The sequence below is a fragment of the Modicisalibacter tunisiensis genome, assembly GCF_020148005.1.
In the GTDB taxonomy this organism is placed as follows: Bacteria; Pseudomonadota; Gammaproteobacteria; order Pseudomonadales; family Halomonadaceae; genus Modicisalibacter; species Modicisalibacter tunisiensis.
In genome coordinates, this window is the sequence record NZ_JAGXFD010000002.1 from 34,625 (window position 1) to 60,554 (window position 25,930).

25 protein-coding genes are annotated in these 25,930 nt (G+C 68.9%); 4 read left to right on the forward strand and 21 right to left on the reverse strand.

The window, feature by feature from the left end:
- Positions 1-6: 6 nt before the first annotated feature.
- From folC to leuC, 11 genes are all read right to left on the reverse strand, one after another.
- Positions 7-1,296 carry a bifunctional tetrahydrofolate synthase/dihydrofolate synthase gene (folC, locus tag KGQ91_RS15265; RefSeq protein WP_224421440.1) on the reverse strand — a complete coding sequence of 430 codons (1,290 nt, stop codon included), beginning with the start codon at positions 1,294-1,296 and terminating at the stop codon, positions 7-9.
- Positions 1,297-2,298, reverse strand: coding sequence for an acetyl-CoA carboxylase, carboxyltransferase subunit beta (gene accD / locus KGQ91_RS15270; protein ID WP_224421441.1), 1,002 nt, complete (start codon positions 2,296-2,298; stop codon positions 1,297-1,299).
- A gap of 83 nt (positions 2,299-2,381) precedes the next feature.
- On the reverse strand, positions 2,382-3,185 hold the full coding sequence (trpA, locus tag KGQ91_RS15275; RefSeq protein WP_224421442.1) for a tryptophan synthase subunit alpha: 804 nt from the start codon (positions 3,183-3,185) through the stop codon (positions 2,382-2,384).
- A 98-nt stretch (positions 3,186-3,283) separates the two neighbouring features.
- The gene (trpB, locus tag KGQ91_RS15280; RefSeq protein ID WP_224421443.1) at positions 3,284-4,498 is read right to left on the reverse strand and encodes a tryptophan synthase subunit beta; all 1,215 of its coding nucleotides are present in this window, start codon (positions 4,496-4,498) and stop codon (positions 3,284-3,286) included.
- Positions 4,499-4,526: 28 nt separating this feature from the next.
- Positions 4,527-5,183 (reverse strand): phosphoribosylanthranilate isomerase, encoded by a 657-nt coding sequence (locus KGQ91_RS15285; protein WP_263479128.1) that lies wholly within the window; start codon positions 5,181-5,183, stop codon positions 4,527-4,529.
- Positions 5,180-6,115: a tRNA pseudouridine(38-40) synthase TruA gene (gene truA, locus KGQ91_RS15290; RefSeq protein ID WP_224421445.1), complete on the reverse strand. Its 936-nt coding sequence runs from the start codon at positions 6,113-6,115 to the stop codon at positions 5,180-5,182. The genes KGQ91_RS15285 and truA overlap by 4 nt, the downstream gene beginning before the upstream one ends.
- A gap of 115 nt (positions 6,116-6,230) precedes the next feature.
- Positions 6,231-8,405 carry a type IV pilus assembly protein FimV gene (locus KGQ91_RS15295; RefSeq protein WP_224421446.1) on the reverse strand — a complete coding sequence of 725 codons (2,175 nt, stop codon included), beginning with the start codon at positions 8,403-8,405 and terminating at the stop codon, positions 6,231-6,233.
- Positions 8,406-8,608: 203 nt separating this feature from the next.
- Positions 8,609-9,724 carry an aspartate-semialdehyde dehydrogenase gene (gene asd / locus KGQ91_RS15300; protein WP_224421447.1) on the reverse strand — a complete coding sequence of 372 codons (1,116 nt, stop codon included), beginning with the start codon at positions 9,722-9,724 and terminating at the stop codon, positions 8,609-8,611.
- A gap of 293 nt (positions 9,725-10,017) precedes the next feature.
- Positions 10,018-11,097 carry a 3-isopropylmalate dehydrogenase gene (leuB, locus tag KGQ91_RS15305; protein ID WP_224421448.1) on the reverse strand — a complete coding sequence of 360 codons (1,080 nt, stop codon included), beginning with the start codon at positions 11,095-11,097 and terminating at the stop codon, positions 10,018-10,020.
- A 130-nt stretch (positions 11,098-11,227) separates the two neighbouring features.
- On the reverse strand, positions 11,228-11,875 hold the full coding sequence (gene leuD / locus KGQ91_RS15310; protein ID WP_224421449.1) for a 3-isopropylmalate dehydratase small subunit: 648 nt from the start codon (positions 11,873-11,875) through the stop codon (positions 11,228-11,230).
- A 3-nt stretch (positions 11,876-11,878) separates the two neighbouring features.
- The gene (gene leuC / locus KGQ91_RS15315) at positions 11,879-13,318 is read right to left on the reverse strand and encodes a 3-isopropylmalate dehydratase large subunit (RefSeq protein ID WP_224421450.1); all 1,440 of its coding nucleotides are present in this window, start codon (positions 13,316-13,318) and stop codon (positions 11,879-11,881) included.
- A 171-nt stretch (positions 13,319-13,489) separates the two neighbouring features.
- Here leuC and KGQ91_RS15320 point away from each other — a divergent pair, with 171 nt between their 5' ends.
- Positions 13,490-14,383: a LysR family transcriptional regulator gene (locus tag KGQ91_RS15320; RefSeq protein ID WP_224421451.1), complete on the forward strand. Its 894-nt coding sequence runs from the start codon at positions 13,490-13,492 to the stop codon at positions 14,381-14,383.
- A 33-nt stretch (positions 14,384-14,416) separates the two neighbouring features.
- Here KGQ91_RS15320 and phaC read toward each other — a convergent pair whose 3' ends face one another.
- The 5 genes from phaC to prmB all read right to left on the reverse strand — a co-directional run bounded on the left by phaC (position 14,417) and on the right by prmB (position 19,582).
- The gene (gene phaC / locus KGQ91_RS15325; RefSeq protein WP_163648486.1) at positions 14,417-16,255 is read right to left on the reverse strand and encodes a class I poly(R)-hydroxyalkanoic acid synthase; all 1,839 of its coding nucleotides are present in this window, start codon (positions 16,253-16,255) and stop codon (positions 14,417-14,419) included.
- A gap of 127 nt (positions 16,256-16,382) precedes the next feature.
- Positions 16,383-16,916, reverse strand: a complete 534-nt coding sequence (locus tag KGQ91_RS15330) for a phasin family protein (protein WP_163648485.1) — start codon at positions 16,914-16,916, stop codon at positions 16,383-16,385.
- A 105-nt stretch (positions 16,917-17,021) separates the two neighbouring features.
- A complete protein-coding gene (locus KGQ91_RS15335) occupies positions 17,022-17,390 on the reverse strand; it encodes a hypothetical protein (protein WP_224421452.1) in 369 nt (122 codons plus the stop codon).
- 132 nt (positions 17,391-17,522) lie between these two features.
- Entirely contained in the window at positions 17,523-18,608 is a 1,086-nt protein-coding gene (gene aroC / locus KGQ91_RS15340; RefSeq protein WP_224421453.1) for a chorismate synthase, read from the reverse strand.
- 20 nt (positions 18,609-18,628) lie between these two features.
- Positions 18,629-19,582 carry a 50S ribosomal protein L3 N(5)-glutamine methyltransferase gene (gene prmB, locus KGQ91_RS15345; RefSeq protein WP_224421454.1) on the reverse strand — a complete coding sequence of 318 codons (954 nt, stop codon included), beginning with the start codon at positions 19,580-19,582 and terminating at the stop codon, positions 18,629-18,631.
- A 136-nt stretch (positions 19,583-19,718) separates the two neighbouring features.
- On the opposite strand from prmB, the gene KGQ91_RS15350 reads away from it, so the two are divergent.
- Positions 19,719-20,291: a Smr/MutS family protein gene (locus KGQ91_RS15350; RefSeq protein ID WP_224421455.1), complete on the forward strand. Its 573-nt coding sequence runs from the start codon at positions 19,719-19,721 to the stop codon at positions 20,289-20,291.
- A gap of 6 nt (positions 20,292-20,297) precedes the next feature.
- On the opposite strand, the gene KGQ91_RS15355 is transcribed toward KGQ91_RS15350, so the two are convergent.
- Complete coding sequence (locus KGQ91_RS15355; protein ID WP_163648480.1) at positions 20,298-21,332, reverse strand: patatin-like phospholipase family protein; 1,035 nt, start codon at positions 21,330-21,332, stop codon at positions 20,298-20,300.
- A 20-nt stretch (positions 21,333-21,352) separates the two neighbouring features.
- Positions 21,353-22,219: an alpha/beta fold hydrolase gene (locus tag KGQ91_RS15360; protein WP_163648479.1), complete on the reverse strand. Its 867-nt coding sequence runs from the start codon at positions 22,217-22,219 to the stop codon at positions 21,353-21,355.
- 272 nt (positions 22,220-22,491) lie between these two features.
- Between KGQ91_RS15360 and KGQ91_RS15365 the strand changes: the two genes are divergently transcribed.
- A complete protein-coding gene (locus KGQ91_RS15365; RefSeq protein WP_163648478.1) occupies positions 22,492-23,439 on the forward strand; it encodes an AEC family transporter in 948 nt (315 codons plus the stop codon).
- 113 nt (positions 23,440-23,552) lie between these two features.
- Positions 23,553-23,978 carry a universal stress protein gene (locus tag KGQ91_RS15370; RefSeq protein ID WP_163648477.1) on the forward strand — a complete coding sequence of 142 codons (426 nt, stop codon included), beginning with the start codon at positions 23,553-23,555 and terminating at the stop codon, positions 23,976-23,978.
- Positions 23,979-24,052: 74 nt separating this feature from the next.
- Here the strand turns inward: KGQ91_RS15370 and KGQ91_RS15375 are convergent, their stop codons facing one another.
- The 3 genes from KGQ91_RS15375 to KGQ91_RS15385 form a co-directional block, all read right to left on the reverse strand.
- Positions 24,053-24,193 carry a hypothetical protein gene (locus tag KGQ91_RS15375; protein ID WP_224414451.1) on the reverse strand — a complete coding sequence of 47 codons (141 nt, stop codon included), beginning with the start codon at positions 24,191-24,193 and terminating at the stop codon, positions 24,053-24,055.
- A gap of 31 nt (positions 24,194-24,224) precedes the next feature.
- Complete coding sequence (locus KGQ91_RS15380; RefSeq protein ID WP_163648476.1) at positions 24,225-24,947, reverse strand: FadR/GntR family transcriptional regulator; 723 nt, start codon at positions 24,945-24,947, stop codon at positions 24,225-24,227.
- A 177-nt stretch (positions 24,948-25,124) separates the two neighbouring features.
- Positions 25,125-25,925, reverse strand: coding sequence for an NAD-dependent epimerase/dehydratase family protein (locus tag KGQ91_RS15385; protein ID WP_224421456.1), 801 nt, complete (start codon positions 25,923-25,925; stop codon positions 25,125-25,127).
- Between the last annotated feature and the right edge of the window lie 5 nt (positions 25,926-25,930).

Sequence of the window (25,930 nt, forward strand, 5' to 3'; positions counted from 1 at the left end):
CTCACCTCATGACGGGCAGCGTCCCTGCCCCCGGTCTTCGTGCCACGCCAGAACCTCGGCCACGGTCAGGAAGGAGCCGCAGACCAGCGCCTGCTCCCCGACGGCCAGCCGGCTCGCCAGCCACTCGGCGCCCTCCCGCGGCGTGCCGGCCACGTGCAGCACCGCCTGGCCGCGGGCCGCCAGCAGCGCAGCCAGCTCGTCGCCATCGCGCCCCCGCGGCCCCTCGAGACCCACGGCCACCCAGGCATCCACCTGCGAGGATAGCGCCTCGATGACGCCCGGCGCATCCTTGTCCGCCAGCATGCCCAGCAGGGCGATGCGTCGCGGCGGGCGGGGCTGCGCGGCCAGCCGCGCCGCCAGATACGTGGCGGCGTGAGGGTTGTGGGCCACGTCCAGGCACCAGCGGTCCAGCCACTGCATGCGCCCCGGCAGCGACACGCTAGCCAGGCCATGTCGACAGGCGTCGATATCGAGCGGAACACCGGCCAGCGCGAGCGCCTGCAGGGCCAGGGCGGCATTGTCGAGCGGCAGCCCCGGATCGGGCAGCGCCGCCAGCGACAGCTCGTCGCCCCGAGGGCCCTGCCCTTCCCAGTGCCAGCCCGACGGCGCCTCGCGACGGCGGATCGTCTCGCCCAGCCGCCAGACCGGACAGCCCAGCGCGTCGGCGACCCGGAAGACGCTGTCGGTCAGGTCGTGACCCAGCACCGCCGGGCGTGCCGGACGCAGGATGCCGGCCTTCTCGCGGCCGATCGTCTCCAGGTCACTGCCCAGGAAGTCGGCATGGTCGAGGGCCACGGTGGTGATGACCGCCACGTCGGGGTCGATGACGTTGGTGGCGTCGAGCCGTCCGCCCAGGCCGACCTCGAGAATCGCCACCTCGGGATGGCGCTCGGCGATCGCCCACAGCGCCGCCAGCGTGCCGGCCTCGAAATAGGTCAGGCTTACCGGCGACGGCGCCAGGCGGGCCGCCTCGACACGCTCGAAGCCCTCGACCAGCATGGCGTCCCCGGCCTCCCGGCCGTCGAAACGCAGCCGCTCGTTGTAGCGCAGCAGGTGCGGCGAGGTGTAGGTCGCCGTCGCCAGGCCGTGGGTCCGGGCCAGCGCCTCGACCATCGCCACCGTGGAGCCCTTGCCGTTGGTGCCGGCGACGGTGATGACCCGGCCGGCGATCGGCCGGCCGGTCAGCCCCAGGCGCTCGGCCACCACGGCCACGCGCTCCAGCCCCAGCTCGATGCTCACCGGGTGCTGACGCTCGAGGCGGCTCAGCCAGTCATGGAGTCGGGCGGAGGTAGCCATTCAGCGCTGGTCGTCCCGCGGCGTGTCGTCGCTGGCGGCTTCCGGAGTCTCGGCCGCCGGCGCGACCTCTTCCGCCTCCGGCGCCGCGGCCGGCTCGGCGTCGACGGGCTCTGCGTGCTCCACCGTTGCTTCGGGCGCCCCCTGCACCGGCCAGCCGGTCAGCTTGCGCAGCACGCCGCCGAGGCGCTCGCGCATGTCGTGACGGTGCACGATCATGTCGACGGTGCCGTGCTCGAGCAGGAACTCGCTGCGCTGGAAGCCTTCCGGCAACTGCTCGCGCACGGTCTGTTCGATCACCCGCGGCCCGGCGAAGCCGATCAGGGCATTGGGCTCGGCCACGTTGAGATCGCCGAGCATCGCCAGCGATGCCGACACCCCGCCGAACACCGGGTCGGTGAGCACCGAGATGTAGGGCACGCCCGCCTGCTTGAGCTTCTCCAGGGCCGCGGAAGTCTTGGCCATCTGCATCAGCGAGAACAGGGCCTCCTGCATGCGCGCACCGCCGGAGGCGGCGAAGCAGACCAGCGGAACCCCCTCCTCCAGGGCGGCCGTCGCCGCCCGCACGAACTTCTCGCCGACCACGGCGCCCATCGAGCCGCCCATGAAGGTGAACTCGAAGGCCACCGCGATCACCGGCAGCCCCCCGAGACGACCGCGCATGGCGATCAGTGCATCGTGCTCGTCGGTGGCCTTCTGGGCCGCGGCCAGGCGATCCTTGTACTTCTTGGAGTCGCGGAACTTGAGGCGGTCGACCGGCTGCAGGTCGGCGGCGATCTCGTCGCGGCCCTCGTCATCGAGGAACCAGTCGAGGCGCTTGCGGGCCGTCAGGCGCAGGTGGTGGTCGCACTTGGGGCAGACGTTCTGGTGTTTCTCCAGCTCGGGGAGATAGAGCACCCCGTCGCACTTGGGACACTTGCGCCACAGGCCGTCCGGCACGCTGGTACGCCGGTCCTTGCGCTGAATGCGTCCCATGGACGGCACGATCTTGTCTAGCCAGCTCATGGTCAGAGGATATCCATTCTGCTGCGGTCAAGGACCCGGGCAGGCGCCCCGGGTCCGACGAGTTGGTTACGAAGGGGCTGCGGTCACGCGTCCAGCGCCTGGCGCATCTCGCCAAGCACGCGCTTCAGCGCATCGGGAATCCGCTCGGGCTGCTCGGCATGCTCGGCGATGCGCGACACCAGCGCACTGCCGACGATCACGCCATCGGCAACACGGCCCACCGCGGCGGCCGAGGCACCGTCGCGGATACCGAAGCCCACGCACAGCGGCAATTGGGTCAGCTCGCGCAGGCCGTCGAGCTGCCTGCCGACGGCCTCGACATCCAGCGAGGCGGCACCGGTGACCCCCTTCAGGGACACGTAGTACAGGTACCCTTCACCGTGGTCGCATATTGTAGCGGCACGCGCACGCGAGGTGGTAGGGGCGACCAGGAAGATCGACTGCAGGCCTTGCGCCTTGAACAGCGGCGCCAGCTCGTCGGCCTCCTCGGGCGGCATGTCCACCGCCAGCACCCCGTCGACGCCCGCCGCCGCCGCCTGCTCGGCGAAGCGCTCGTAGCCGAAGCGCTCGATGGGGTTGAGATAGCCCATCAGCACCACCGGCGTCTCGGCGTCGCCACGACGGAACTCGCGGACCATCTCGAAGACGTCGGTCAGGCGCGTGTGGTGACGCAGCGCCCGCTCGCAGGCCTTCTGGATCACCGGACCGTCGGCCATCGGGTCCGAGAACGGCACGCCCAGCTCGATGATGTCGGCCCCGGCCTCGACCAGGGCATGCATCAGCCCGGCGGTATGCGCAGGCGCCGGGTCGCCGGCGGTGATGTAGGGGATCAATGCGGTTCGGCCCTGCTCCTTGAGGGCCGCGAAACGTTGGTCGATACGGTTCATTATCTCATGCCCTCAAAGGCGAAAGTTCAAAGCAGCGAACGAAGGCCAGACCCGGCGAAAACGCCGTAGGGTCGAGTGCAGCCATTTGAACTCCGCCTTCAGAATTCGACGCCGTCGATCTTGGCGACGGTCAGGATATCCTTGTCGCCGCGCCCGGAGAGGTTGACGACGATGTGCTGGTCGGGGCGCATGGTGGGCGCCAGCACCTTGGCATGGGCCAGGGCGTGCGCCGACTCCAGCGCGGGCATGATGCCCTCCATCCGCGTCAGCTCGCGAAACGCCTCGAGCACCTTGTCGTCGTTGGCGGCCACATACTGGACGCGCCCGACGTCCTTCCACAGGGCGTGCTCGGGACCCACCCCCGGGTAATCGAGCCCGGCCGAGATGGAGTGCGTGTCGGTCACCTGACCACCCTCGTCGGACATCAGGTAGGTACGATTGCCGTGCAGCACGCCGCGCGGCGCACCGGCGGTCAGCGGCGCGGCGTGGCGCCCGGTCTCGACCCCGTCGCCGCCGGCCTCGACGCCGTACATGGTCACGTCCTCGTCCTCGACGAACGGATAGAACAGCCCCATGGCATTGGAGCCGCCGCCGACGCAGGCCACCAGGGCATCGGGCAGCCGACCGATCTGCGCCAGCGACTGCTCGCGGGCCTCGCGGCCGACCACGGCGTTGAAGTCGCGCACCAGCATCGGGTACGGATGCGGCCCCGCCACGGTGCCGATGATGTAGAAGGTGTCGTCGACGTTGGTCACCCAGTCGCGCAGCGCCTCGTTCATGGCGTCCTTGAGGGTCCGCGAGCCGGACTCCACGGGAATCACCCTGGCGCCCAGCAGGTGCATGCGGTAGACGTTGAGCTTCTGGCGCTCGACGTCCTCGGCGCCCATGTAGACGTCGCACTGCAGTCCCAGGCGCGCGGCGACGGTGGCGGTGGCCACGCCGTGCTGGCCGGCGCCGGTCTCGGCGATCACCCGCGGCTTGCCGCTCTTCTTGGCCAGCAGCGCCTGGCCGATGGTGTTGTTCACCTTGTGCGCGCCGGTGTGGTTGAGATCCTCGCGCTTGAGCCAGATCTGCGCGCCACCGAGCTGCCGGGACCATCGTTCAGCGTGATACAGCGGAGACGGACGGCCCACGTAGGTCGCCAGGTCACGATCGAATTCCGCCTGGAAGGCCGGGTCATCGCGAAGGCTCAGGTAGGCCTTCTCCAGCTCTTCCAGCGCGAAGCTCAGGGTCTCCGATACGAACCGGCCGCCATACGGACCGAAATGGCCGCGGGCATCGGGCAGTCGGGTCAGGTCGCTGAACTTGGTCACGAAAGACACCTCACAGGGTCGCTTGGGCTCAAGAGTCTTGAGACAGGGTCACTTGGTGAATGAACGCACGGAGCTTGGCGGGATCCTTGACGCCCCGCTCGCGCTCGACGCCACCCGAGACGTCGACGGCAAAGGGGCGTACCGTGCGTATCGCCTCGCCGACATTGTGCGGGCCGAGGCCTCCGGCGAGGATAACAGGTTTTGCCAGGCTTGCGGGGATCCGCGACCAGTCGAAGACCTCGCCGGTCCCACCCGGAACGCCCGGCTTGTAGGCATCGAGCAGCAGCGCCCGGGCCTCGCGATAGGCCTCGGCGGCGGCCGGCAGGTCGAGGCCGTCACGCATGCGCAGCGCCTTGATCCAGTCGCGCGGCGAGCGGCGGCACTGCTCGGGCGCCTCATCGCCATGATACTGGATCAGGTCCAGCCAGGGGGCACAGCGCTCGACGAACGCCGGATCCTGATCGACGAACAGGCCCACGCGGGTCACGAAGGCCGGCACCCGGGCGGCCAGGTGCGCCAGGCGACCGGGGTCGATGGCGCGCGAACTGCCCGGCCAGAGCACGAAGCCCAGGGCATCGGCGCCGGCGTCGACCGCGGCGTCGACGTCCTCCTCGCGGGTGAGACCGCAGATCTTGATGCGGGTTCGCGGCATGGCGGATCTCCTTGTTGTCGAAGGCGGCGTCAGTCGACGCCGTTGGCGACCGCGGCCGGATGCCGGGCGCCGGCCTCGCCGCGGCGGTAGCGGACCATCGGCGTGTCCGGCAGGGGGCGCTCGCCGGTCCACTCGCCGAGGAAGGCCAGCAGGCTGGGCCCCAGCGGCTCCCTGGGCAGGTCGAAGCGCTCGTCGTAGACGGAATCGACGAAATGCAGCCCGCAGCCCGGCGCGGTGACATCGCCGCGCGCCCGGTCGCGCATGGCCAGCAGCTCGGCGAGATAGCCCTCGCCCCGGTCGCCACGCCCCACCGACACCAGCGCCCCGGCGATGTTGCGGATCATGTGATGCAGGAAGGCATTGGCCTGGATGTCGATGGCGATCAGCGGCCCGTAGCGGTTGACCTCGATGAAATGCACATGGCGGGTCGGCGATTTCGACTGACAGCCCGCCGCCCGGAAGCTGGAGAAGTCGTGCTCGCCGACCAGCGCCTGGGCGGCGGCGTGCATGCGAGGCGCGTCCAGCGGCTCGCGGCACCAGGTGGCGTTGGCGCGCTCGAGCACCGGGCGGCTGGGCTGGTTGAGAATCAGGTAACGGTAGCGCCGCGCCAGGGCCAGGAAGCGCGCGTGGAACTCGTCGGGCACCGGCTTGACCCAGCGCACCGCGACATCGCGCGGCAGGTTGGCGTTGGCCCCGAAGACCCAGGCCTTCTCGCTGCGGGGCACCGGCGCATCGAAATGCACGATCTGCCGGGTGGCGTGCACGCCGGAGTCGGTGCGTCCGCTGCACAGCACCCGCAGCGGGGCGCCGGCCACCCGGCCCAGCGCGGTTTCCAGCGTCTCCTGCACCGACGGGGCATGCTTGAGACGCTGCCAGCCGCAGTAGCCGGTGCCGTCGTACTCGACCGCCATGGCGAGACGGCCGGTCAGCGGGTGTTTTTCATCCAGGAACTCGAAAAGGGGCATGTCCACCACGGCTCGTGATTCATCGACCCGGCGCCCGCCCGTCGGGGCTCGCTCGCGGACCAGGGTGTTCGCTCACTGCCCCCGCCGCCGGCTGCCGCCCTCGCGACAGGCCGGATCAGGCATCATCGTGCCGAAGGTGCATCCGGGGCCTGTTCGCCGGCGCGGGGGCCATGGAGCGGTCATTATCCAGATCGAGCGGATCGAACGCCACCTCCTCGAGCACCCAGCCCGCCTCTTCCGCCCCGGCGGCCTCCGGCGCATGGTCCCCGTCCGCTCGGGAACCGCTCCCGGTGCCTGCCGGCTCGACGGCCTCGTCGTCGGACGCCGCCAGCGGAAACTCGACGATCGGCAGCTCCAGATGCGGCGCCCGGTCGGTCACCGCCTCCGGGTCGAGCCGCGGCGGCTGGTAGTCGATCACCCGCGCGTCGTCCGTGTGCTCGCTGCCCACCGGGAAGTCACGCGCTTCGGGCTCGGGCTCGGGCTCGGGCTCGGGCTCGGGCTCGGGCTCGGGCTCGGGCTCGGGCTCGGGCTCGGCAGCAGCGAACGCCGGGGCGTCTTCCTCGGCCAGCGGCTCGTCGGCTGCCGGGCTGACGGGCGTCATGACCTCATGGCCCCCGGGGTCGACCCGGGCCAGCAGCGCCCGGGCCTCCTCGCGCTGGGTCGCGTCGCCGTCGCGCTGCAGCCGTGTCGCCTCCCGGCTCGCCGCCGTGCGATCGCCCAGTGCCACCAGGGCGGCGAGCAGCTTCAGCCGCAGGTCGCTGCGCTCGGGTTCCCGGGCCAGGGAGCGCTCCAGCCGCTCGCGGGCCTCGTCATAGCGACCGTAGGCCATGTAGATATCGGCCTCGTTGATGACTTCGGCCCGCAGCGTCTCGCCCCGCGCCTCCTCGGGTGGCGGCGTGTCGGCCGTGCCGCCCCCGGTGGCTCCCTCGGCGGAGGCATCGTCGCCCTCCTGCGAGTACGGCGGCGGCACGACCCCCTGCATCGGAAAGGGTCTGGCGCGCGACTCGTCCCGGGCTTCCCGACGCGCACGACGGCGTCTGCCGGCCAGCCCGGCAAGCAGCAGCAGGAGCGCCCCGCCACCCAGCCAGGGCGCGAAGGTGCGCCACTGGCTCAACCACCCCGCCGAGGCGGCATCGGGAGCGGACGGCGACGGGGTCCTGTCGGAAGACGTCGAGGCCGGCGATGGCGACTGCCCGACCGAGGCCGTGTCCGGCGATTCCAGTCGCTGGCGAAGCGCAGTCAGCTGCGTGCTCAGCGTCGCCAGCTGCTCGGCCAGTTCACGGCGCTGGGCCCGGGCGTCGGCCAGCTGCTGCTGCGTGGCGGCCAGGCGCGACTCGAGCGTCTCCAGCCGCGCCTCCCGAGCCAGCCGGCGTGCCGCCTCGACGCTGGCCGTGGACAGCGTCGATGACGGTGGCGAGGTTTCCAGTTCCCGGTCGCTGAGCACCCGGAGTCGCCCCGGCTCGCCCGGAGACTCCCGAGAGGCAGCGTCCCCCGCGGCCGCCCCGGAGCTCGCCACCTGTGTCTCCGCGCCCCCGCCTGCCCTGCGGCGGTCCGGTTCGCGCACCCGCCGCTCGGCCGTCGCCACCGCCTGCCCGCGGACGGCCTGCGCCGATGGGACACTCAGGGTCGCGCCGACCCGCAGGGCGTCGATGTCGCCGTCGACGAAGGCCTCGGGATTGGCCTGCTGGAGCGCTTGCAGGGTCTGTTCCATGCTCGCGCCAGTCGGTCGCACCCGGCCGGCCAGTTGCCACAGGGTGTCACCGGGCGTGACGGTCAGGCGCGTGGGCGATGCGGCGGGCTCGGACGGGGCATCGCGGGAAGCGGCCGGCTGGGCGCCCGCGGTGGCAGCCGTCGCGGACGCGTTGGTGGACGGCTGCAGTGACGGCATGCTCGCGTAGCCCGGCGGGTCCAGCAGCAGGGTGACTTCGCGGCGCTGCTGCCCGCCCGGCCACTCCAGGGTCAGCAGGAAGTCGAGATAGGGCTCCCGGACGGGTTGCTGCGTCGACAGCACCACCGCGGGGGCCCCGGCCTGGCGGGCGATCGCCGTGGCGATGCTCTCGACCAGGGTCGTGCGGGGGATCCCGGCCTCGGTGAAGGCGGCCCGGTCGGCCACATGCACCCGGATCAGCGACGGGTCGATGTCGCCCAGGCCGCTCAGCGGCAGCCGCGCCTGGAGCGGCGCATCAAGGGTGGACGCCACCTCCGGCGCCCCGATACTCAGCCCCAGGGCCACGGGGCTGGCCACCACCAGACCGGCCAGCGCCCCCCAGGAAAGTACACGTCTCATCATGTTCCCCACGCCTGGTGCGCCACTTTCACCATGAAGCAGCGTCATTATCAGGAATTAGCGTTGTGTCACTTTATCATTACCACGCCATGCCGGCGGCAAACGCCCCGACAACGCAGGAAACCGGCCCGATTTTCTTCCGGAAACGAAAACGCCTCCCGAAGGAGGCGTTCGATGCGCTCATGGGCCCGATGCGACGGGCAGCGTCACCGCGATTCGCGCAGGATCGCCAGCATCCGCTTGAGCGGCTCGGCGGCCCCCCACAGCAGCTGGTCGCCGACCGAGAAGGCGGTCAGGTACTCGCCGCCCATCGCCAGCTTGCGCAGGCGCCCCACCGGCACGTTCATGGTGCCGGTCACCGCAGCGGGCGTGAGCTCGCGCAGGGTGGCTTCCTTGTCGTTGGGAATCACCTTGACCCAGTCGTTGTGCCGGGCGATGCGATCCTCGATCTCGTCGATCGGCACGTCCTTCTTGAGCTTGATGGTGAAGGCCTGGCTGTGCGAGCGCATGGCGCCGATTCGTACGCAGAGCCCATCGATGGGAATCGGGTTGTCGCCGTGACCCAGGATCTTGTTGGTCTCGACGCCCCCCTTCCACTCTTCCTTGCTCTGGCCGTTCTCCATCGGCTTGTCGATCCACGGCAGCAGCCCGCCGGCAAGCGGCGCCCCGAAGTTGTCGATCGGGAAGCCGTCACCGCGCATCGCCGCGGAGACCTTGCGATCGATGTCGAGGATCGCGCTGGCCGGGTCGGCAAGCTCGGTGGCCACGGCATCGCGCAGCGAGCCCATCTGGTTGAGCAGCTCGCGCATGTGCTTGGCGCCGGAGCCCGAGGCCGCCTGGTAGGTCATCGAGGTCATCCACTCGATCAGGTCGGCCTCGAACAGGCCGCCCAGGCCCATCAGCATCAGGCTGACCGTGCAGTTGCCGCCGACGAAGGTCCTGGTACCCCGGGCCAGCTGGGCGTCGATCACGTGGCGGTTGACCGGGTCGAGCACGATGGTCGCGTCGTCGCTCATGCGCAGGGTGCTGGCGGCGTCCAGCCAGTAGCCCTTCCAGCCGGACTCGCGCAGCGGCTGGTAGACCTTCTCGGTGTAGTCGCCGCCCTGGCAGGTGACGACGACGTCGAGGGCCTTGAGCGCCTCGATGTCGAAGGCGTCCTTGAGCGGCGGCACCTCGACACCCACGTCCGGGCCGGGCTGGCCGACCTGGGAGGTGGTGAAGAAGATCGGCTCGATACCGGCGAAATCATTGGCCTCGCGCATGCGATGCATGAGCACGGAACCGACCATGCCCCGCCATCCGACAAAACCGACTTTCAACATGAAACTGTCCTCCTGACGTTCTGGGGTTGCCCCGTGAACCGGGATAAGCGTGTGTTATTGAAAGGCATGGTAACAGATAATCTTTCGCTATGCTTGCAATCGACTCGCTGCCGAAGGGCTATTGCAGATAGCTGCAACATGACTCGAGCTGATCCGTCGGCAGATTTGCGAGGGGGCGCTGTAAACCCCTCCATGGGCGCTACCTACGCCCTCCATGGCGTAGGACCCCCTCTTCAACCTGCCCCCGGCGCCCTCGTCAGAGCCAACGGCGATTGCCCTGCTCGCTGCCGCCATCAGACCTGCCGGAAGGCGGCGACCACGGCATCGCCCATTTCGACGGTACTGACCTGACGCGTGCCTTCATAGGCAATATCGGCGGTGCGCAGGCCGTCGTCGAGCACCTTGCCCACGGCACGCTCGATGCGCTCGGCCAGCGCCGGCTCGCCGAGCGAGTAGCGCAGCAGCATGGCCACCGAAAGGATGGTGGCCAGCGGGTTGGCCTTGCCCTGGCCGGCGATGTCCGGCGCACTGCCGTGGCACGGCTCGTACATGCCCTGCCCCTGCTCGTTGAGCGAGGCCGACGGCAGCATGCCGATCGAGCCGGTCAGCATCGCCGCCGCGTCGGAGAGGATATCGCCGAACATGTTGCCGGTGACGATGACGTCGAACTGCTTGGGTGCGCGCACCAGCTGCATGGCGGCGTTGTCGACGTACATGTGCGAGAGCTCGACGTCCGGGTACTCCGCGGCCAGACGCTCGATCACCTCGCGCCAGAGCATGGTGACCTCGAGCACGTTGGCCTTGTCGACCGAGCACAGCTTCTTGCCGCGCTTCCGGGCCATCTCGAAGGCCACGCGACCGATGCGCTCGATCTCGGCTTCCGAATAGACGTAGGTGTTGTAGCCGACGCGCTGGCCGTCACGCTCCTCGATGCCCCGCGGCTGACCGAAGTAGATGCCCCCCGTCAGCTCGCGGACGATCATGATATCGAGCCCCGAGACCACCTCCGGCTTGAGGCTCGAGGCCTCGGCGAGCTGCGGGTAGAGCAGCGCCGGGCGCAGGTTGCCGAACAGGTTGAGCTGCTTGCGCAGGCCCAGCAGTCCCTTCTCGGGACGCTTGCTGATGTCCTCGAGCTTGTCCCACCGGGGCCCGCCCACGGCGCCCAGCAGGATGGCATCGGCGGCCTTCGCCTTGTCCAGCGTCTCGGCCGGCAGCGGCTCGCCGTGGGCATCATAGCCGGCACCGCCGACCAGGCCTTGCTCGAGGACGACATCGAGGCCCTGCTCGCGGCAGGCGTCGAGGACCTTGACCGCCTCGGCGGTGATTTCCGGGCCGATACCGTCACCCGGCAGAACGAGAATCTTGCGGCTCATGCATGTTTCCTGAGTGGCTTCGGCCCTGGCGGGTCGAAGTGTCGTGAATGGGGCGCTGTCCCTGCGCGGCCGCCCGTCGACGGTATCCCTTTTTTGCGTCCAGCGTTGTGGTTATATCCCGGCAACCGGCTCAGCCCGCTTGGCGGAACAGCCAGGGGCGCTTCTGCCGGTGCGCCTGCTCGAATTCGCGGATCGCGTCCTCGTGCTGCAGGGTCAGGCCGATGTCGTCGAGGCCATTGAGCAGGCAGTGCTTGCGGAAGGCGTCGATCTCGAATGTCAGCACCTCGCCGCTCGGTGTGGTCACGGTCTGCGTTTCGAGGTCGACGTCGAGCCGATAGCCCTCGCTGGCCTCGACTTCCTGGAACAGTCGCTCGACGGTGGCCTCGTCGAGGGTGATCAGCAGGATGCCGTTCTTGAACGCGTTGTTGTAGAAGATGTCGGCGAAGCTCGGGGCAATGACCACCCGGAAGCCGAAGTCCTCGAGCGCCCAGGGGGCGTGTTCGCGGGAGCTGCCGCAGCCGAAGTTGCGCCGGGCCAGCAGCACGCTGGCCCCCTGATAACGCGGCTGGTTGAGCACGAAGTCGGGGTTGAGCGGACGCTGGCTCGCATCCTGCCCCGGGTACCCCTCGTCGAGATAACGCAGCTCGTCGAACAGGTTGGGACCGAAGCCGGTGCGCTTGATCGACTTCAGGAACTGCTTGGGAATGATCAGGTCGGTATCGACGTTGGCCCGGTCGAGCGGCGCCACCAGGCCCTGGTGCTGTTTCAGTGCGTGCATGGCTCAGGCCTCCTCGGGCTGACGGTTGAATTCACGGACATCGACGAAGTGCCCGGCCAGGGCGGCGGCAGCGGCCATCGCCGGACTGACCAGGTGCGTGCGACCGCCGTAGCCCTGGCGCCCCTCGAAGTTGCGGTTCGAGGTCGAGGCACAGTGCTCGCCCGGCTCCAGCTTGTCGGCGTTCATCGCCAGGCACATCGAGCAGCCCGGCTCGCGCCATTCGAAGCCGGCCTCGATGAAGACCTTGTCGAGCCCCTCGGCCTCGGCCTGGCGCTTGACCAGGCCCGAGCCCGGCACCACCATCGCCAGCTTGACCGAGTCGGCCACCCTGCCGCCGCGTGCCACCCGGGCCGCCTCGCGCAGGTCCTCGATGCGCGAGTTGGTGCAGGAGCCGATGAACACCTTGTCGAGACGGATGTCGGTGATCTTCTGGCACGGCGCGAGGCCCATGTACTCAAGCGCCCGGGTGATGCCGCCGCGCACGGTTTCATCGTCTTGCGCGGCGGGATCGGGCACCTCGCCGGTCACCGGCGCGACCATCTCGGGGCTGGTGCCCCAGGTCACCTGCGGGGCGATCTCGGCGGCGTCGAGCACCACCTCCTTGTCGAACACCGCATCGGTGTCGGAGACCAGCTCGCGCCAGTCGGCCACCGCGGCGTCCCAGAGGTCGGCGCCGGGCGCGTAGGGACGCTCGCGCAGGTACTCGATGGTGGTGTCGTCGACGCCCACCAGGCCGACGCGGGCGCCGGCCTCGATGGCCATGTTGCAGATGGTCATGCGGCCTTCCATCGACAGCTCGCGGATCGCGCTGCCGGCAAACTCGATGGCGTAGCCGGTACCGCCGGCGGTGCCGATGCGGCCGATCACCGCCAGCACGATGTCCTTGGCGGTGACGCCGTCGCCCAGCTCGCCCTCGACGCGCACGCGCAGGTTCTTCATCTTCTGGGCGATCAGGCACTGGGTGGCCAGCACGTGCTCGACCTCGGAAGTGCCGATGCCGTGGGCCAGCGCCGCGAAGGCGCCATGGGTCGCGGTGTGCGAGTCACCGCAGACCACGGTCATGCCGGGGAGCGTGGCGCCCTGCTCGGGACCGACCACGTGGACGATGCCCTGGCGGGCGTCGTTGATGCGGAACTCCTCGATGCCGAAGCTCTCGCAGTTGTCATCGAGCGTCTGGACCTGGATCAGCGACACCGGGTCCTTGATGCCGGCGTTGCCCTCGGCACGCTCGAGCACGGTGGTCGGCACGTTGTGGTCCGGGGTGGCCAGGTTGGCGTCGAGGCGCCACGGGGTGCGGCCGGCCAGGCGCAGCCCCTCGAAGGCCTGCGGCGAGGTCACCTCGTGCAGCAGGTGACGGTCGATGTAGATCAGCGCGCTGCCGTCGTCGCGCTGCTTGACCAGATGCTGCGACCACAATTTGTCGTAAAGGGTCTGACCTGCCATGAAACTCCTCCAGCGTGCTCGATGAGCCTTGCATCACGGGGCCTGACGCGCCCGTGGGCGACGTGTCGGCTTGCCTTGTCTGTGTTCACAGACTAAGAAGTTGCCCGCATGAAAGCAATTCATGTTATTTATTCTTCGGATTCCATAAAGGAATAGGAGGAAGGCGCCATCATGGACACGCAAAGCCTGCAGGCCTTCGTCGCCGTCGCCGACCGGGAATCCTTCTCGCTGGCGGCCGAGGCGCTGTTTCTCACCCAGCCGGCGGTCAGCAAGCGCATCGCCGCCCTCGAGGACCAGGTCGGCTCGCGGCTGTTCGACCGCATCGGGCGGCGCGTCACCCTGACCGAGGCCGGCCGGCTGCTGCTGCCCCGGGCCCGCGAGATCCTGGTGATGGTCGACGACAGCCACCGGGCGCTGGCCAACCTGTCCGGCGATGTCGGCGGCAGCCTGACGCTGGCCACCAGCCACCATATCGGCCTGCACCGCCTGCCGCCGCTGCTCAAGACCTACACCCGGGCCCACCCGGAGGTGCGCCTGGATCTGCGCTTCCTGGACTCGGAACAGGCCTATCAGGGCGTGCTGGATGGCGAGCTGGAGCTGGCCGTGGTGACCCTGGCCCCCTCGCCCGACCCGCGACTGACCGTGGTGCCGGTATGGATCGACACCCTGCACTTCGTCTGCGGAAAGGACCATCCCCTGGCCGGGAGCGCGTCGCTGCCGCTGAATGCCCTCACCGACCACGATGCCGTGCTGCCGGGGCCGCTGACCTTCACCCGCGGCATCGTCGTCGATACCTTTGCCCGCGAGGGGCTGCAGGTCCGCGTGGCGCTGTCGACCAACTATCTGGAAACACTGAAGATGATGGTCGCCATCGGCCTGGGCTGGAGCGTGCTGCCGGCCTCGATGATCGACGGTGACCTGCACGTGCTGCCGATTCCGCACCGCCCCATCGAGCGGCCGCTGGGCTACCTGTTTCACAAGAGCCGCACCCTGTCCAACGCGGCTCGCTCGATGATCGCCATGCTCGACGAAGCCCGAACGCACGACGCCCGCCGACGTCGGTGACGGGCGGGCGTCGCGTGCTCGCTGGGCTCGGCGTCAGTCGTCGACGCCCTGCTCGGCCAGCACCTCGGGAATGCTCTGCCTCACGTAGCGCCCGGGCGCCGGCTCGATGGGTGCGAGCTCGCCGTCGCCGGGCAGACGGGCCGCTACCATGCGCTCGGGGTCGGCGTACTTGTTGTCGATCATCCAGGCCTGCCAGTGCGGCCACCAGGATCCCTCGTGCTGGGTGGCCCCCGCGAACCATTCCTCCGGCGTGTCCGGCAGGGAATCATTGGTCCAGTAGCCGTACTTGTTCTTGCTCGGCGGGTTGACGATCCCGGCGATGTGGCCGGATCCGCCGAGCACGAAGGTCACCGGCCCCTTGGGATACCGGGTGCCGTAGTAGGTGGAGGTCCACTTGGCGATGTGGTCGTCGCGGGCCGACACGAAGTAGCTGGGGGTGGCGATCTTGCGCAGGTCGATGCGGACGCCGTCGAGCTCGATGCCGCCGGGCTCGATCAGGCGGTTGTCCAGATACATGTGACGCAGGTACCAGCCATGGGTCGCCGCCGGCAGGTTGGTGCCGTCGGTGTTCCAGTAGAGCAGGTCGAAGGCGGCGGGTGTCTCGCCCTTGAGGTAGTTGTTGACGTAGAAGGACCAGAACAGGTCATTCTCGCGCAGCAGGTTGAAGCTGAAGGCCATCACCCGGCCGTCCAGATAACCGTCGGCCTCGAGCTGGCGCTCGATGCCCTCGAGAACCGGCTCGTTGATGAACACGCCGATCTCGCCGGGATCGCTGAAGTCCTGCAGCGTGGCCATGTAGGTTACCGAGCGGACCTTGCGGCCACGCCGGGTGCTGGTCAGGTAGGCCAGCGTGGTCGCGGCCAGGGTACCGCCCACGCAGTAGCTGAGCAGGTTCACCGACTTCTCGCCGCAGGCCTGCTCAATCGCTCCCATGGCGGCGATCGGCCCCGACTGCATGTAGTCGGCCCAGGTCAGGTCACGCTGCTCGGGCCCGGGATTGCGCCAGGAGATCAGGAACACCGTGTGGCCCTGATCCACCAGCCACTTCATCAGCGAATTGTCCTGACGAAGATCGAGGATGTAGTACTTGTTGATCCAGGGCGGGATCACCAGCAGCGGCGTCTTGAACACCTGCTCGGTGGTGGGGGCGTACTGGATGAGCTGAATCAGCTCGTTCTCGTAGATCACCTCGCCGGGCGTGACCGCGATATTGCCGCCCACCTCGAAGGCCTCGCGATCGGTCATCGCCACGTTGACGCCCTCGGCCGAGTTGGCCAGATCGTCACGCAGCCGGGAAAGCCCATCGGCCAGGTTCTGGCCACGGGTCTCCTGGGTCAGGCGCATCACCTCGGGATTGGTGGCGATGAAGTTGCTCGGCGCCAGGGCGCTGACGATCTGCCGGGCATAGAAGCTCAGGCTCTGCCGGCGCGACTCGGGCAGGTCATCGGTGGCGGCCAGCAGCTGATCGACATAGCGCGAGAACAGCAGGTACTGCTGCAGGACGTGGCGATAGTAGGGATCGCGCTGCCAGGCATCGTCCCGGAAGCGGCGATCCCGGGCGTCGGGCTCGACCACCGGCTCTCCCGGTTCGCCGCTCAGGTCGCCGACGGCCTGCTGCCAGAGCCGCAGCTGGTCCTGGAACCACTGCTGTTGCGTACTCTGCAGCGCATCGGGGCGCAGCGCCAGCGCCTCGATACCAGCCAGCAGGCTGCGCTGCATGTCGCTGTACACGGCGGCCGCTGCATCGCTCGGCCAGATCCGGGTCAGCATCTCCTGCAGCAGACTGTGATAATCCTGGCCGATGGACTCGAGCCGTGCGGCCAGCTCCGGATCGACGGACACATCCAGATCGTTGGGCAACTCCGAGGTCATAGCCCCTCCTTCGACACCCTCACCCCACGCTGACGACCCGGCTACCGCCATGAGCGGTACCCGAGTCGCCGTCTTCCTCTACCCGCTCCACTCGGACCGGGCAAGACATTTCATGTACGCCGACAGGTCAGCTCGACTTGCCGCGCGAGGCCTGACTGCTGGACCGGGCCGGCTGGGCACTGTCCTTTTCCTTCTCCTTGCCGGCTGTCGCAGAGGCGCCCGTCGACTGTCCGGCGGCCTGACCTGTCGTCTTCTCGGCAGCCTGGGTGGCCTGGCCTGCCGCCTTCTCGGCGGTCTGCGTGGCCTGGTCTGCGGCTTCCGTGGCCGCCGCGGAGAGTTCGCCGAAGGCGGACTCGAGCTGCGAGCGGAACGTCAGGCTCAGCTCGGTCATCGCCCGGGCGTCCTCGATCATCTGCCGGGACAGCTCGTTCATCAGTTCGGCCTGACGCGCGGCGAAGTCACGCATGTCGTCGGCGTTCTGCACGTCCGCCGCCGCCCGCATGCGCTCGGTGCCCATCTGGGTATAGCGCTTCATGGACTCGAGCTGCTGCTGGGTCAGCTTTTCCAGGTTGTTCAGCATCAGCCCGTTGAGCTTGCGCATGGGCTCGAACAGGCGTTGTGTCTGGTCGGTGAAGGCATCGAACATCGGATCCTGTGGCATCACGCATTCCTCCCTTTGGAAACGGCGTGGAGATGACAATAGCGCACTTTTGCTGCAGTGCAAAAAAATACTGCACCGCGCCCTGTCCGGCAACCGCTTGCCGAATCACTCCTTGGGGCGGCGAGACTGACGCGAGGTGGCCCGGGCGCTGCCTTCCTTCTCCCGGGACGGCTCCCGGGACGATGCGGCACTCTCGTCCCCCGACGACCCCGCGGACTCGGGGCGCGCGCTGCCGGCGCGACGCAGCAGGTCGAGCATCATCTGCTGGTAGTTGCCGAAATGGCTCATCCCCTGAGTCACCCCCTGCTGGAAGAAGGGCTGCATCAGGCTCCAGGGATCGTAGCCATCGACCCCGGCTTCCATCTGCTCCTGAATGCGCGCGAGCATCTCGCGCTGAAAGGCATCGACATCGGGCAGCCCCAGCGCCTGGCGAAACTCGGCGGGGGTCAGGTCGAATTCGACATTGATCTTCATGGCATGACTCGGTCGCTTCGGATTGCCCTGAGTGTAGCAGGCTCGCCACGGCGGTTGGCGCGCGACCGAATGGCGTATAACGGGAAGAGGGTCGGGAGCGGACCCGGTCGCACGACCGGGTCCGGCCATCGTTCAGCGCAGGCGGGGGGTGGCGACCTCGACATCCAGGTTCTGGGCCCGATGGCGCAGCAGGTGATCCATCAGCGTCAGAGCCATCATCGCCTCGGCGATCGGCGTGGCGCGAATCCCCACACAGGGATCGTGGCGCCCCTTGGTGACCACCTCGACGGGATTGCCGTCGACATCGATCGAGCGGCCGGGCACGGTGATGCTCGAGGTGGGCTTGAGCGCGAGATGAGCGATCAGCGTCTGCCCCGAGCTGATGCCGCCCAGCACCCCGCCGGCGTGGTTGGAGAGAAAGCCCCCGGGAGTCATCTCGTCGCGATGCTCGCTGCCGCGCTGGCTGACCGAGGCGAAGCCGTCGCCGAACTCGACCCCCTTGACGGCGTTGATGCTCATCAACCCGTGGGCCAGCTCCGCGTCCAGGCGATCGAACACCGGCTCGCCGAGCCCCACCGGCACCCCTTCGGCGACCACGCTGATCCGCGCGCCCACCGAGTCCTGGTCACGACGCAGCTGGTCCATGAAGGCCTCGAGCTCGGGCACCCGTTCCGGGTCCGGGCAGAAGAAGGCGTTGTCATCGACGGCCTCCCAGCTCTTGAAGTCGAGGGTGATGGGGCCGAGCTGGCTCATGTAGCCACGCACCACGATCCCCCGGCTGGCCAGGTACTTCCTGGCGATGGCCCCGGCGGCGACGCGCATCGCCGTCTCGCGGGCGCTGGAGCGGCCACCGCCCCGGTAGTCGCGCCGGCCGTACTTGTGATGGTAGGTGTAGTCGGCGTGGGCCGGGCGAAAGCGATCCTTGATCTCGGAGTAGTCCCTGGAACGCTGGTCGGTATTCTCGATCAGCAGGCCGATCGCCGTGCCGGTGGTCTCGCCGTCGAAGACCCCGGAGAGGATGCGCACCTGATCCGGCTCGCGACGCTGGGTGGTATGGCGCGACGTGCCCGGCCGCCGGCGATCGAGGTCGCGCTGCAGGTCGGCCTCGCTGAGGGGCAGGCCCGGCGGGCAGCCGTCGACGATCGCGCCCAGCGCCGGGCCGTGGCTTTCGCCGAAGGTGGTGACGGTAAACAGCTTGCCGTAGGTGTTGCCGGACATTCAGCGTTCCTCGCAATCGATCAGACGAAACAGGCGGCGTGGTCGTCGAGTTCCCGGGCGGTCAGCGCGAACACGCCGTGCCCGCCCCGCTCGAACTCCAGCCACAGAAACGGCACCTCGGGATAGGCGGCCTCGAGGTGCGCATCGGAGTTGCCCACCTCGACGATCAGCACGCCCTCGTCGGTGAGATGCTCCCGCGCCTCGCGCAGCAGACGACGCACGATGTCCAGGCCATCCGTGCCGGCGCCCAGCGCCAGGGCGGGTTCATGCCGGAACTCGGCGGGCATGGCGGCCAGATCGCGGGCATCCACATAGGGCGGGTTGGCGACGATCAGGTCGTAGCGCTGCCCGGCCAGGCCCTCGAACAGGTCCGAGGCCACGGCGCGCACCCGCGCGCCCACGTCGTGACGGGTGATGTTGACCTTGGCCACGGCCAGCGCCTCGGGGCTGATGTCGGCCAGGTCGACCTCGGCGGTCGGCAGGTGCAGCGCGGTGGCGATGCCGATGCAGCCCGACCCGGTGCACAGATCCAGCACCCGTGCCGGCGGCTGCTCGGGGAACCAGGCCGCGAAGTCGTGCTCGATCAGCTCGGCGATCGGCGAGCGCGGAATCAGCACGCGCTCGTCCACCGTGAAGGGGTAGCCGGCGAAGAACGCCTCGCCCAGCAGGTAGGGCAAGGGCGTGCGGGTCTCGATGCGCGAACGCACCAGCGCCACGATCCGCGCCCGCTCCACGTCCAGCAGCCGGGCGTCGAGGACCGCGGGATCGACATCCCAGGGCAGGTGCAGCGCCCCCAGCACCAGCGCCACCGCCTCGTCCCAGGCACTGGCCGTGCCATGACCGAAATGCAGCCGGCCGACATGAAACTCGCTGGTCGCCCAGCGCAGGCAGTCGCGCAGGGTCAGCAGCTGGTCGGCCAGGCGCTGGTCGTCCAGCGTCAGGGTGGAAGCGGCGGGGAGCGGGGAAACAGCCACGGAATAGAACCTGTCGGGGTGCCAAGAGTGAACGGCGATTGTAACCGCCCGCCGGCGCGCTTCACAGTCGCGTGTCAGCCGCTATACTGGAGCGCCGTTCGAGCAACCGTTCCCCCGGCTGGAAAGAGAGGGTCGCATGAGCCGTCGACGCGGCACGCCAGATGAAGAGGTATCGCTGTTTCGCCAGGCCCTGCAGGAGGCCGGTGTCCAGCGCCTGTTCAGCGATCGCGCCGACCCCGGCACGCCGCGTCGCGACGATCCGCAACGGCTGGCCGCGCGCCGCGATGCCGCCGTCTCCGCCGCGACCGATGCCGGCCACAGCCGCACCAGCGACGGGCGCGTGGAGCCGCTGCGCCCCAGCACGCCGCTCGACTTCGCCGTGCCCGACCTGCCCTACCGCACCCACAGTGCCCTGAAACGCGGCCGCATCGCCTGGGAAGCCGGCCTCGACCTGCACGGCTACACGCTCGAGGAGGCCCGGGCACAGCTCGAGCAGTTCCTCCACGATGCCCGCCATCAGCGGCAGCGCTGCGTGCTGGTGGTCCACGGCAAGGCCTGGACCGGCATGGCCGACTACCCGGTGATCAAGAGCCACGTCAACGCCTGGCTGCGCGAGTGGCCGAGCGTGCTGGCATTCTGCTCGGCCACCGATGCCGACGGCGGCACCGGCGCGGTCTATGTCCTGCTGCGCCGCCGCGGCGGCGAGTGATCGCCGTCAGTTGGCCGGCTTGCCGGTGGGCGGCTCGCTGACCATCACCTGCCCGCCCTGGGCATGTCCGTAGCCGGGGCGTTCGTAGCGATCCAGCGCCTGGGCAGCCAGATGCCGCCCCAGACAGATCAGCGCATTGGCACGATGAAACTCGTAGGCGCCGCAGACCGTCTTGGGAATCTCCACCAGCACGTCCGGCGGGTAGCCGGCCACCTTGTACTTGGCCAGCGCCGCCTGGGTGATCTCGAAGGAGGTGAGCATGATATCGAGCTTGCCCCAGGCCCGCACGCTGTCGCGTCCCGGCGGCGCCTTCTCCTCGTCCCAGCTCGCTTCGCTGCCATTGCCGTTGCCGAACATCTTCTGGGCCCGGTCGCGCACGCCGTTGAACCACTCGCCGAGCCCCCGGCCCTCGGCCTCCAGCCGCGCCTCGCGCTCGCGTTCCTCGGCCGCCTCGTCGTCGGGCAGCAGCTCCTCGAGCGAGACGGGCTGGTGGGTCTGCGCCGTGGCATTGACCGCCAGGATCAGGTCGGCGTGCGAGGCCACGGTGGGAATGATCGGCAACGGATTGAGCAGCCCGCCGTCGACCAGCACCTGGTCGCCCTGATGCACGGGGGTGATCAGGCCGGGCACGGCCATGGAGGCACGGATCGCCCGCAGCAGCGAGCCCGTCTGGAACCAGACCTCGCGCTGACGCTTCAGGTCGGTGGCCACCGCGGTGAAGGGAATCGGCAGGTCCTCGATCTCGCGCTCGCCGATCAGGCCGCCGAGCCGGGCCATCACCTTGCTGGCCCGCATCGCGCCCATCGGGCTCCAGGTCACGTCCACCAGGCGCAGCACGTCGAAGTAGTCCAGCTGAGTGACCCATTCCCGATACCCCTCCAGCTGACCGGCCGCATGGACGCCACCGATCACCGCGCCCATCGAGCAGCCGGCGATGGCCACGATCTCGTAGCCGCGCCGTTCCAGCTCGTCGATGACGCCGATATGCGCATAGCCCCGGGCGCCTCCGCTGCCCAGCACCAGTGCGACACGCTTGCTCATGACCGCCTCCTGCCAGCTGCTCAGGGCGACGCCACGATCGAGTCGATGATGGCCGCGGCGACGGCATCGACTCGCTCCGGCTCCAGGTGCAGGTGATGGCCGCCCGGCATCACGCACCGTGTCAGGCTCGTCACGGCCTCCCGCGCCCGGCGCGCGAAGGCCCGCTCCGCCAGTATGCCGCGATCGCCCTCGATCAGCAGCACCGGCGCCTCGATGCTCGCCAGCAGCCCCAGCGCCTGCCCGGGACTGAAGCGCACCAGCGAGGGGCGCATCAGCCGTGAATCGGTGCGCAGCCGATAGCCGCCCTCGGTCAGCGGCGCCAGATTGCGCGCGACCAGCGGCTGCGCCGTCGCCGCATCGATGGGCGTCACGCCGCCGGCGACCCGTGCCGCCACGGCCTCGTCGAGTCCGGCGTAGGCGGGCACGCCCCGGGGCGGCCGGCGATGCCCCAGCAGCCCGCGACGCAACTGGTCGGCGGTGGCCTCGTCCGGCGTGGTCAGGGTGCCCAGGCCATCGAGCAGGATCAGCCGCGTGACCTTCTCGGGCAGGGCCGCCGCCATCAGCCCGGCGACCCCGGCCCCCATGGAATGCCCGACCAGCACGGCGGACTCGAGCGTCAGATCGGCCATGGCATCGAGCACATCGTGCAGGTAGTCCCAGATGGCATAGTCGCTCCCCGCCGGGTGATGGCGGGAGTGGCCGTGCCCGGAGAAGTCGAGGGCGACGAGCCGGATGTCCAAGGCCTCGGCCAGGCGAGGGGCGAGCCGCGTGAAACTGGCCGCATTGTCCAGCCAGCCATGCAGGGCCAGCCACACGGGCGCGCCGTCGCGACCCCAGCTCAACGCCGCCAGGCGGCCGTCGGCCAGACTCAATTCCTCGCAGATCATGGCATTCTCTCAGTCGGCAGTACACGATCGTCGAGGCCGCGTCACGCCGCTGGAAAGCGCTGGTGACGGGCGTCGACTGGGTTTAGCAGGCTATCGGGTTTATCATGGGCATGCCAGCGCACGCGCCGGCCCCTCGTCGTTTTCGCATCCACCCAGGAGTGCATCGTGCCCCGAGCCCCCCGCCCTACCCGCCTGCGCAATACCCTGTTCATCGCCACCGTCACGGCAGCCCTGATCGTCGGCTTCTGGCTGGTTCGCTAGGAGGCGGCTCGATGAATCTTCTCGGGGTCTTCCTGCACACCCTCGATGTCACCCTTCCGGTCTTCGCCATGGTCTTCCTGGGCGTACTGTTCAAGCGCATCGGCTGGATCGACGCCCAGTTCGTCTCCACCGCCTCGACGCTGGTGTTCAAGGCCACCATGCCGACGCTGATCTTTTTGAGTATCGTCCGCGCCGACCTGGATGTCGCCTTCAAGCCGGACGTGATTCTCTATTTCCTGGGATTCTCGGCGTTCAGCTTCTTCCTGGCCTGGGGCTGGGCCATCCTGCGCTGCCCGTTCGCCGATCGCGGCGTGTTCGCCCAGGGTGCCTTCCGCGGCAACTGCGGCATCGTCGGCCTGGCGCTCGCCGCCAGCCAGTACGGCGACTACGGCCTGTCGCTGGGCGGCATCCTCGCCGGCGGCATCATCATCGTCTACAACGTGCTGGCGGCGGCGATCCTCGCCTACTACAGCGCCAGCGCGAAATCCGGGATCGGCTCGATCCTCAAGCACATCGCCAGGAATCCGTTGATCCTGAGCGTCCTGCTGGCCATTCCCTTCGCCTATTTCGGCATCGACCTGCCCTCCTGGCTGATGACCTCCGGCGACTACTTCGGCGCCATGTCGCTGCCCCTAGCCCTGATATGCATCGGCGGCACCCTGTCGTTCACGTCGGTCAAGCGCGGCAGCCGCCTGGCGCTGGACGCCAGCCTCTGGAAGATCGTGTGGATCCCCCTGCTCGGGGTGCTCGGCGCCCTGGCCCTGGGCTTCCGCGGCGCCGAACTGGGCATCCTGTTCCTGTTCCTGGGCAGCCCCGGCGCCGCCGCCAGCTTCGTGATGGCCAAGGCGGTGAACGGCAACGCCCAGCTCGCCGCCAACGTCATCGTCATCACCACCCTGGCGTCGCTGTTCACCATCAGCGCGGGCGTCTTCCTGCTCAAGGCCGCCGGCCTGATCTGAGCCCGGCCCGGCCACCGGATTGCGTTGAAAAGGCCATTGCCCGATTTCGCATCCAGCAGCCACACTGGGAGTGTCATTGGTGGATACTCTCGCAAGCCGCAAGGAGCACAGGCATGTTCAAGAAGATCCTGGTGCCAGTGGATCTCGCCCATTTCGACGTGATCGAGCCCTCGCTGCAGGTGGTCGCCGACCAGGCCAAGTTCTACGATGCGGAAGTCTGTTACGTGGCGGTCGCCGCCAACACCCCGGGGGCCGTGGCGCGCACCCCCGAGGAGCATCAGCAGAAACTCGACGCGTTCGCGCAGGAGCGCGCCGAGGTGCATGGCCAGCCGGTCAGCACGCGCCTCATCATCTGCCCGGACCCCATCGCCGACCTGGACGACCGGCTGATCGACGCCATCGACGAATCCGGGGCCGACCTGGTGATCATGCCGACGCACCCGCCGAAGCATCTGGATGTGGTGATCCCCTCCCACGGCGGCAAGGTCGCCACCCATACCCGGGCTTCGGTGTTTCTGGTACGCCCTCCCCGGGACTGAAGCCGGCGACGCGCCCCCGGAACAGCGACGGGACGGCCGAAGCCGTCCCGTCGAGGTCATGGTGGCTCGGCGGCTCAAGCGCCGCTCTCGCGGGTCTTGTCATGATTCCAGACCGGTTCCAGGCGCTGGCTGGACGACGGATTGATGGCCCGGATCTCGCCGCGGGTGCCGCGCACCGCCTGCTGGCCGATGAGTTGCCTGCCTTCCAGGGTCATGAGCCTCTCCCGTGTCGGTGAAAAATGAAGGTCATTGGCGATAGGAGGCGTAGTTGTCGCGAGCCCGCGTCAGGTGATAGCGCATGGCCTCGCGGGCTGCCTCGACCCGCCGCGCGAGGATCGCGTCGAGAATCTCGGCGTGCTCCTCGCCGACCCGCTCGAGATAGCGTCGCGTGGCCTCGACATCCAGCTCGACGTCCAGCAGCTTGGCCCGGGGAATCGCCCCCTGGTCGAACTGCTCGTAGAAGGTGGCGAAGGCCGGATTGTGCGTGGCGCGGGCGATCGCGAAATGAAACACGAAGTCTTCCTCGCGTGCCTGGGAGTTGTCCCGGCATGCCGTCACGAAAGCCTGATGCGCCACCTCGAGGCGACGGCGATCCTCGGCATCGTGACGGGCCGCCGCCAGGGCCGCCGCCTCGGGTTCCAGCGTCAGGCGCAGCTCCAGGATATGCAGGATGTCCTCGACGGTGGTCAGGCTGATGCGCTTGGCCGGCAACGCCTCGAGCGGCGTCGCACGCAGCACCCGGGTGCCGATGCCGCGCCGCGTCTCGACCAGCCCCAGCGACTTGAGATGCGTGATCGCCTCGCGGACCACGGTGCGGCTGACCCCGAACATCTCGCACAGGGCATTCTCCGGCGGCAGCTTGTCGCCGACGGCGATGCGCTGCTCGCGGATCAGCTGCTCCAGCTGCTTCGAGACCTGGCCCGAAAGACTGCCCGACTGCGAGACACGTGAGACACCGAGCTGATTCATTGCTTGTTCCATTGCCTGTACCGGATTCCAACCCCTGTCATCTGCTCTGCCCGACCCGACCGGGAACGCTGTCCCCCGGTTGCCCAGATCCGACGCCCCAGTATCGCATGTCAGGCACCGCTGCCGTTGTCCATCACCCGGTCTTCCAGGGCTCCCCTGACCCGCCACCCGGTTGCTTCAGGCATCATCGGGATGCCCCGCCGCGGCGAACTTGCCGCCCTGGTAGACAACGACCGGGTCCTGCGGGTCCAGGCCGGTGTCCCGGGCCTCGACCTGCGCGCGCCAGGGCTCCGAGCTGTCCCGAGGGCGCCAGCCGAGGAAGCTCGACTTGCGGTTGTCCCACCACGTCTCGCTGTTGTCCGAGACCCCGTAGATCACCGTATTGCCCAGCTTCGGCGTGCAGAAGGCGCGCTGCAGCAGGGCCACGAAGTCATCGACACTCATCCAGGTGGCCATCATCCGCGTATCCGCGGGTTTGGGGAAACAGGAACCGATGCGCACGCTCAGCGTCTCGACCTCGAACTTGTCGAAATACAGGCTGGCCAGATCCTCGCCGAAGCACTTGGAAACGCCATACAGTGAATCGGGCCGGTGCGGCACCTCGGTGTCGAGGGTCTGCGTGCGCGGGTAGAAGCCGATAGCGTGGTTGGAGCTGGCGAACACGATGCGGGGCCGGCCGGCATGACGAGCCGCCTCGTAGAGGTTGTACGTGCCGACGATGTTGGCCTGCAGGATGTTCGCCCAGGGCTTCTCGACGGACATTCCGCCCAGGTGCACGACCGCCTCGCAGCCCTCGACCAGCGAGCGCACGGCCGACGCCTCGGCCAGATCGCAGGCCACGGCCTCCTCGTGCTCGCCGAGGGGGTCCACCTCGACGATGTCGGAGACCCGCACCCGCCTCGCCAGGCGATGCAGGTGCGGACGGATGGCCTTGCCGACGCCGCCGGCGGCCCCCGTGACAAGAATTCGCTTGAGCATGTTTC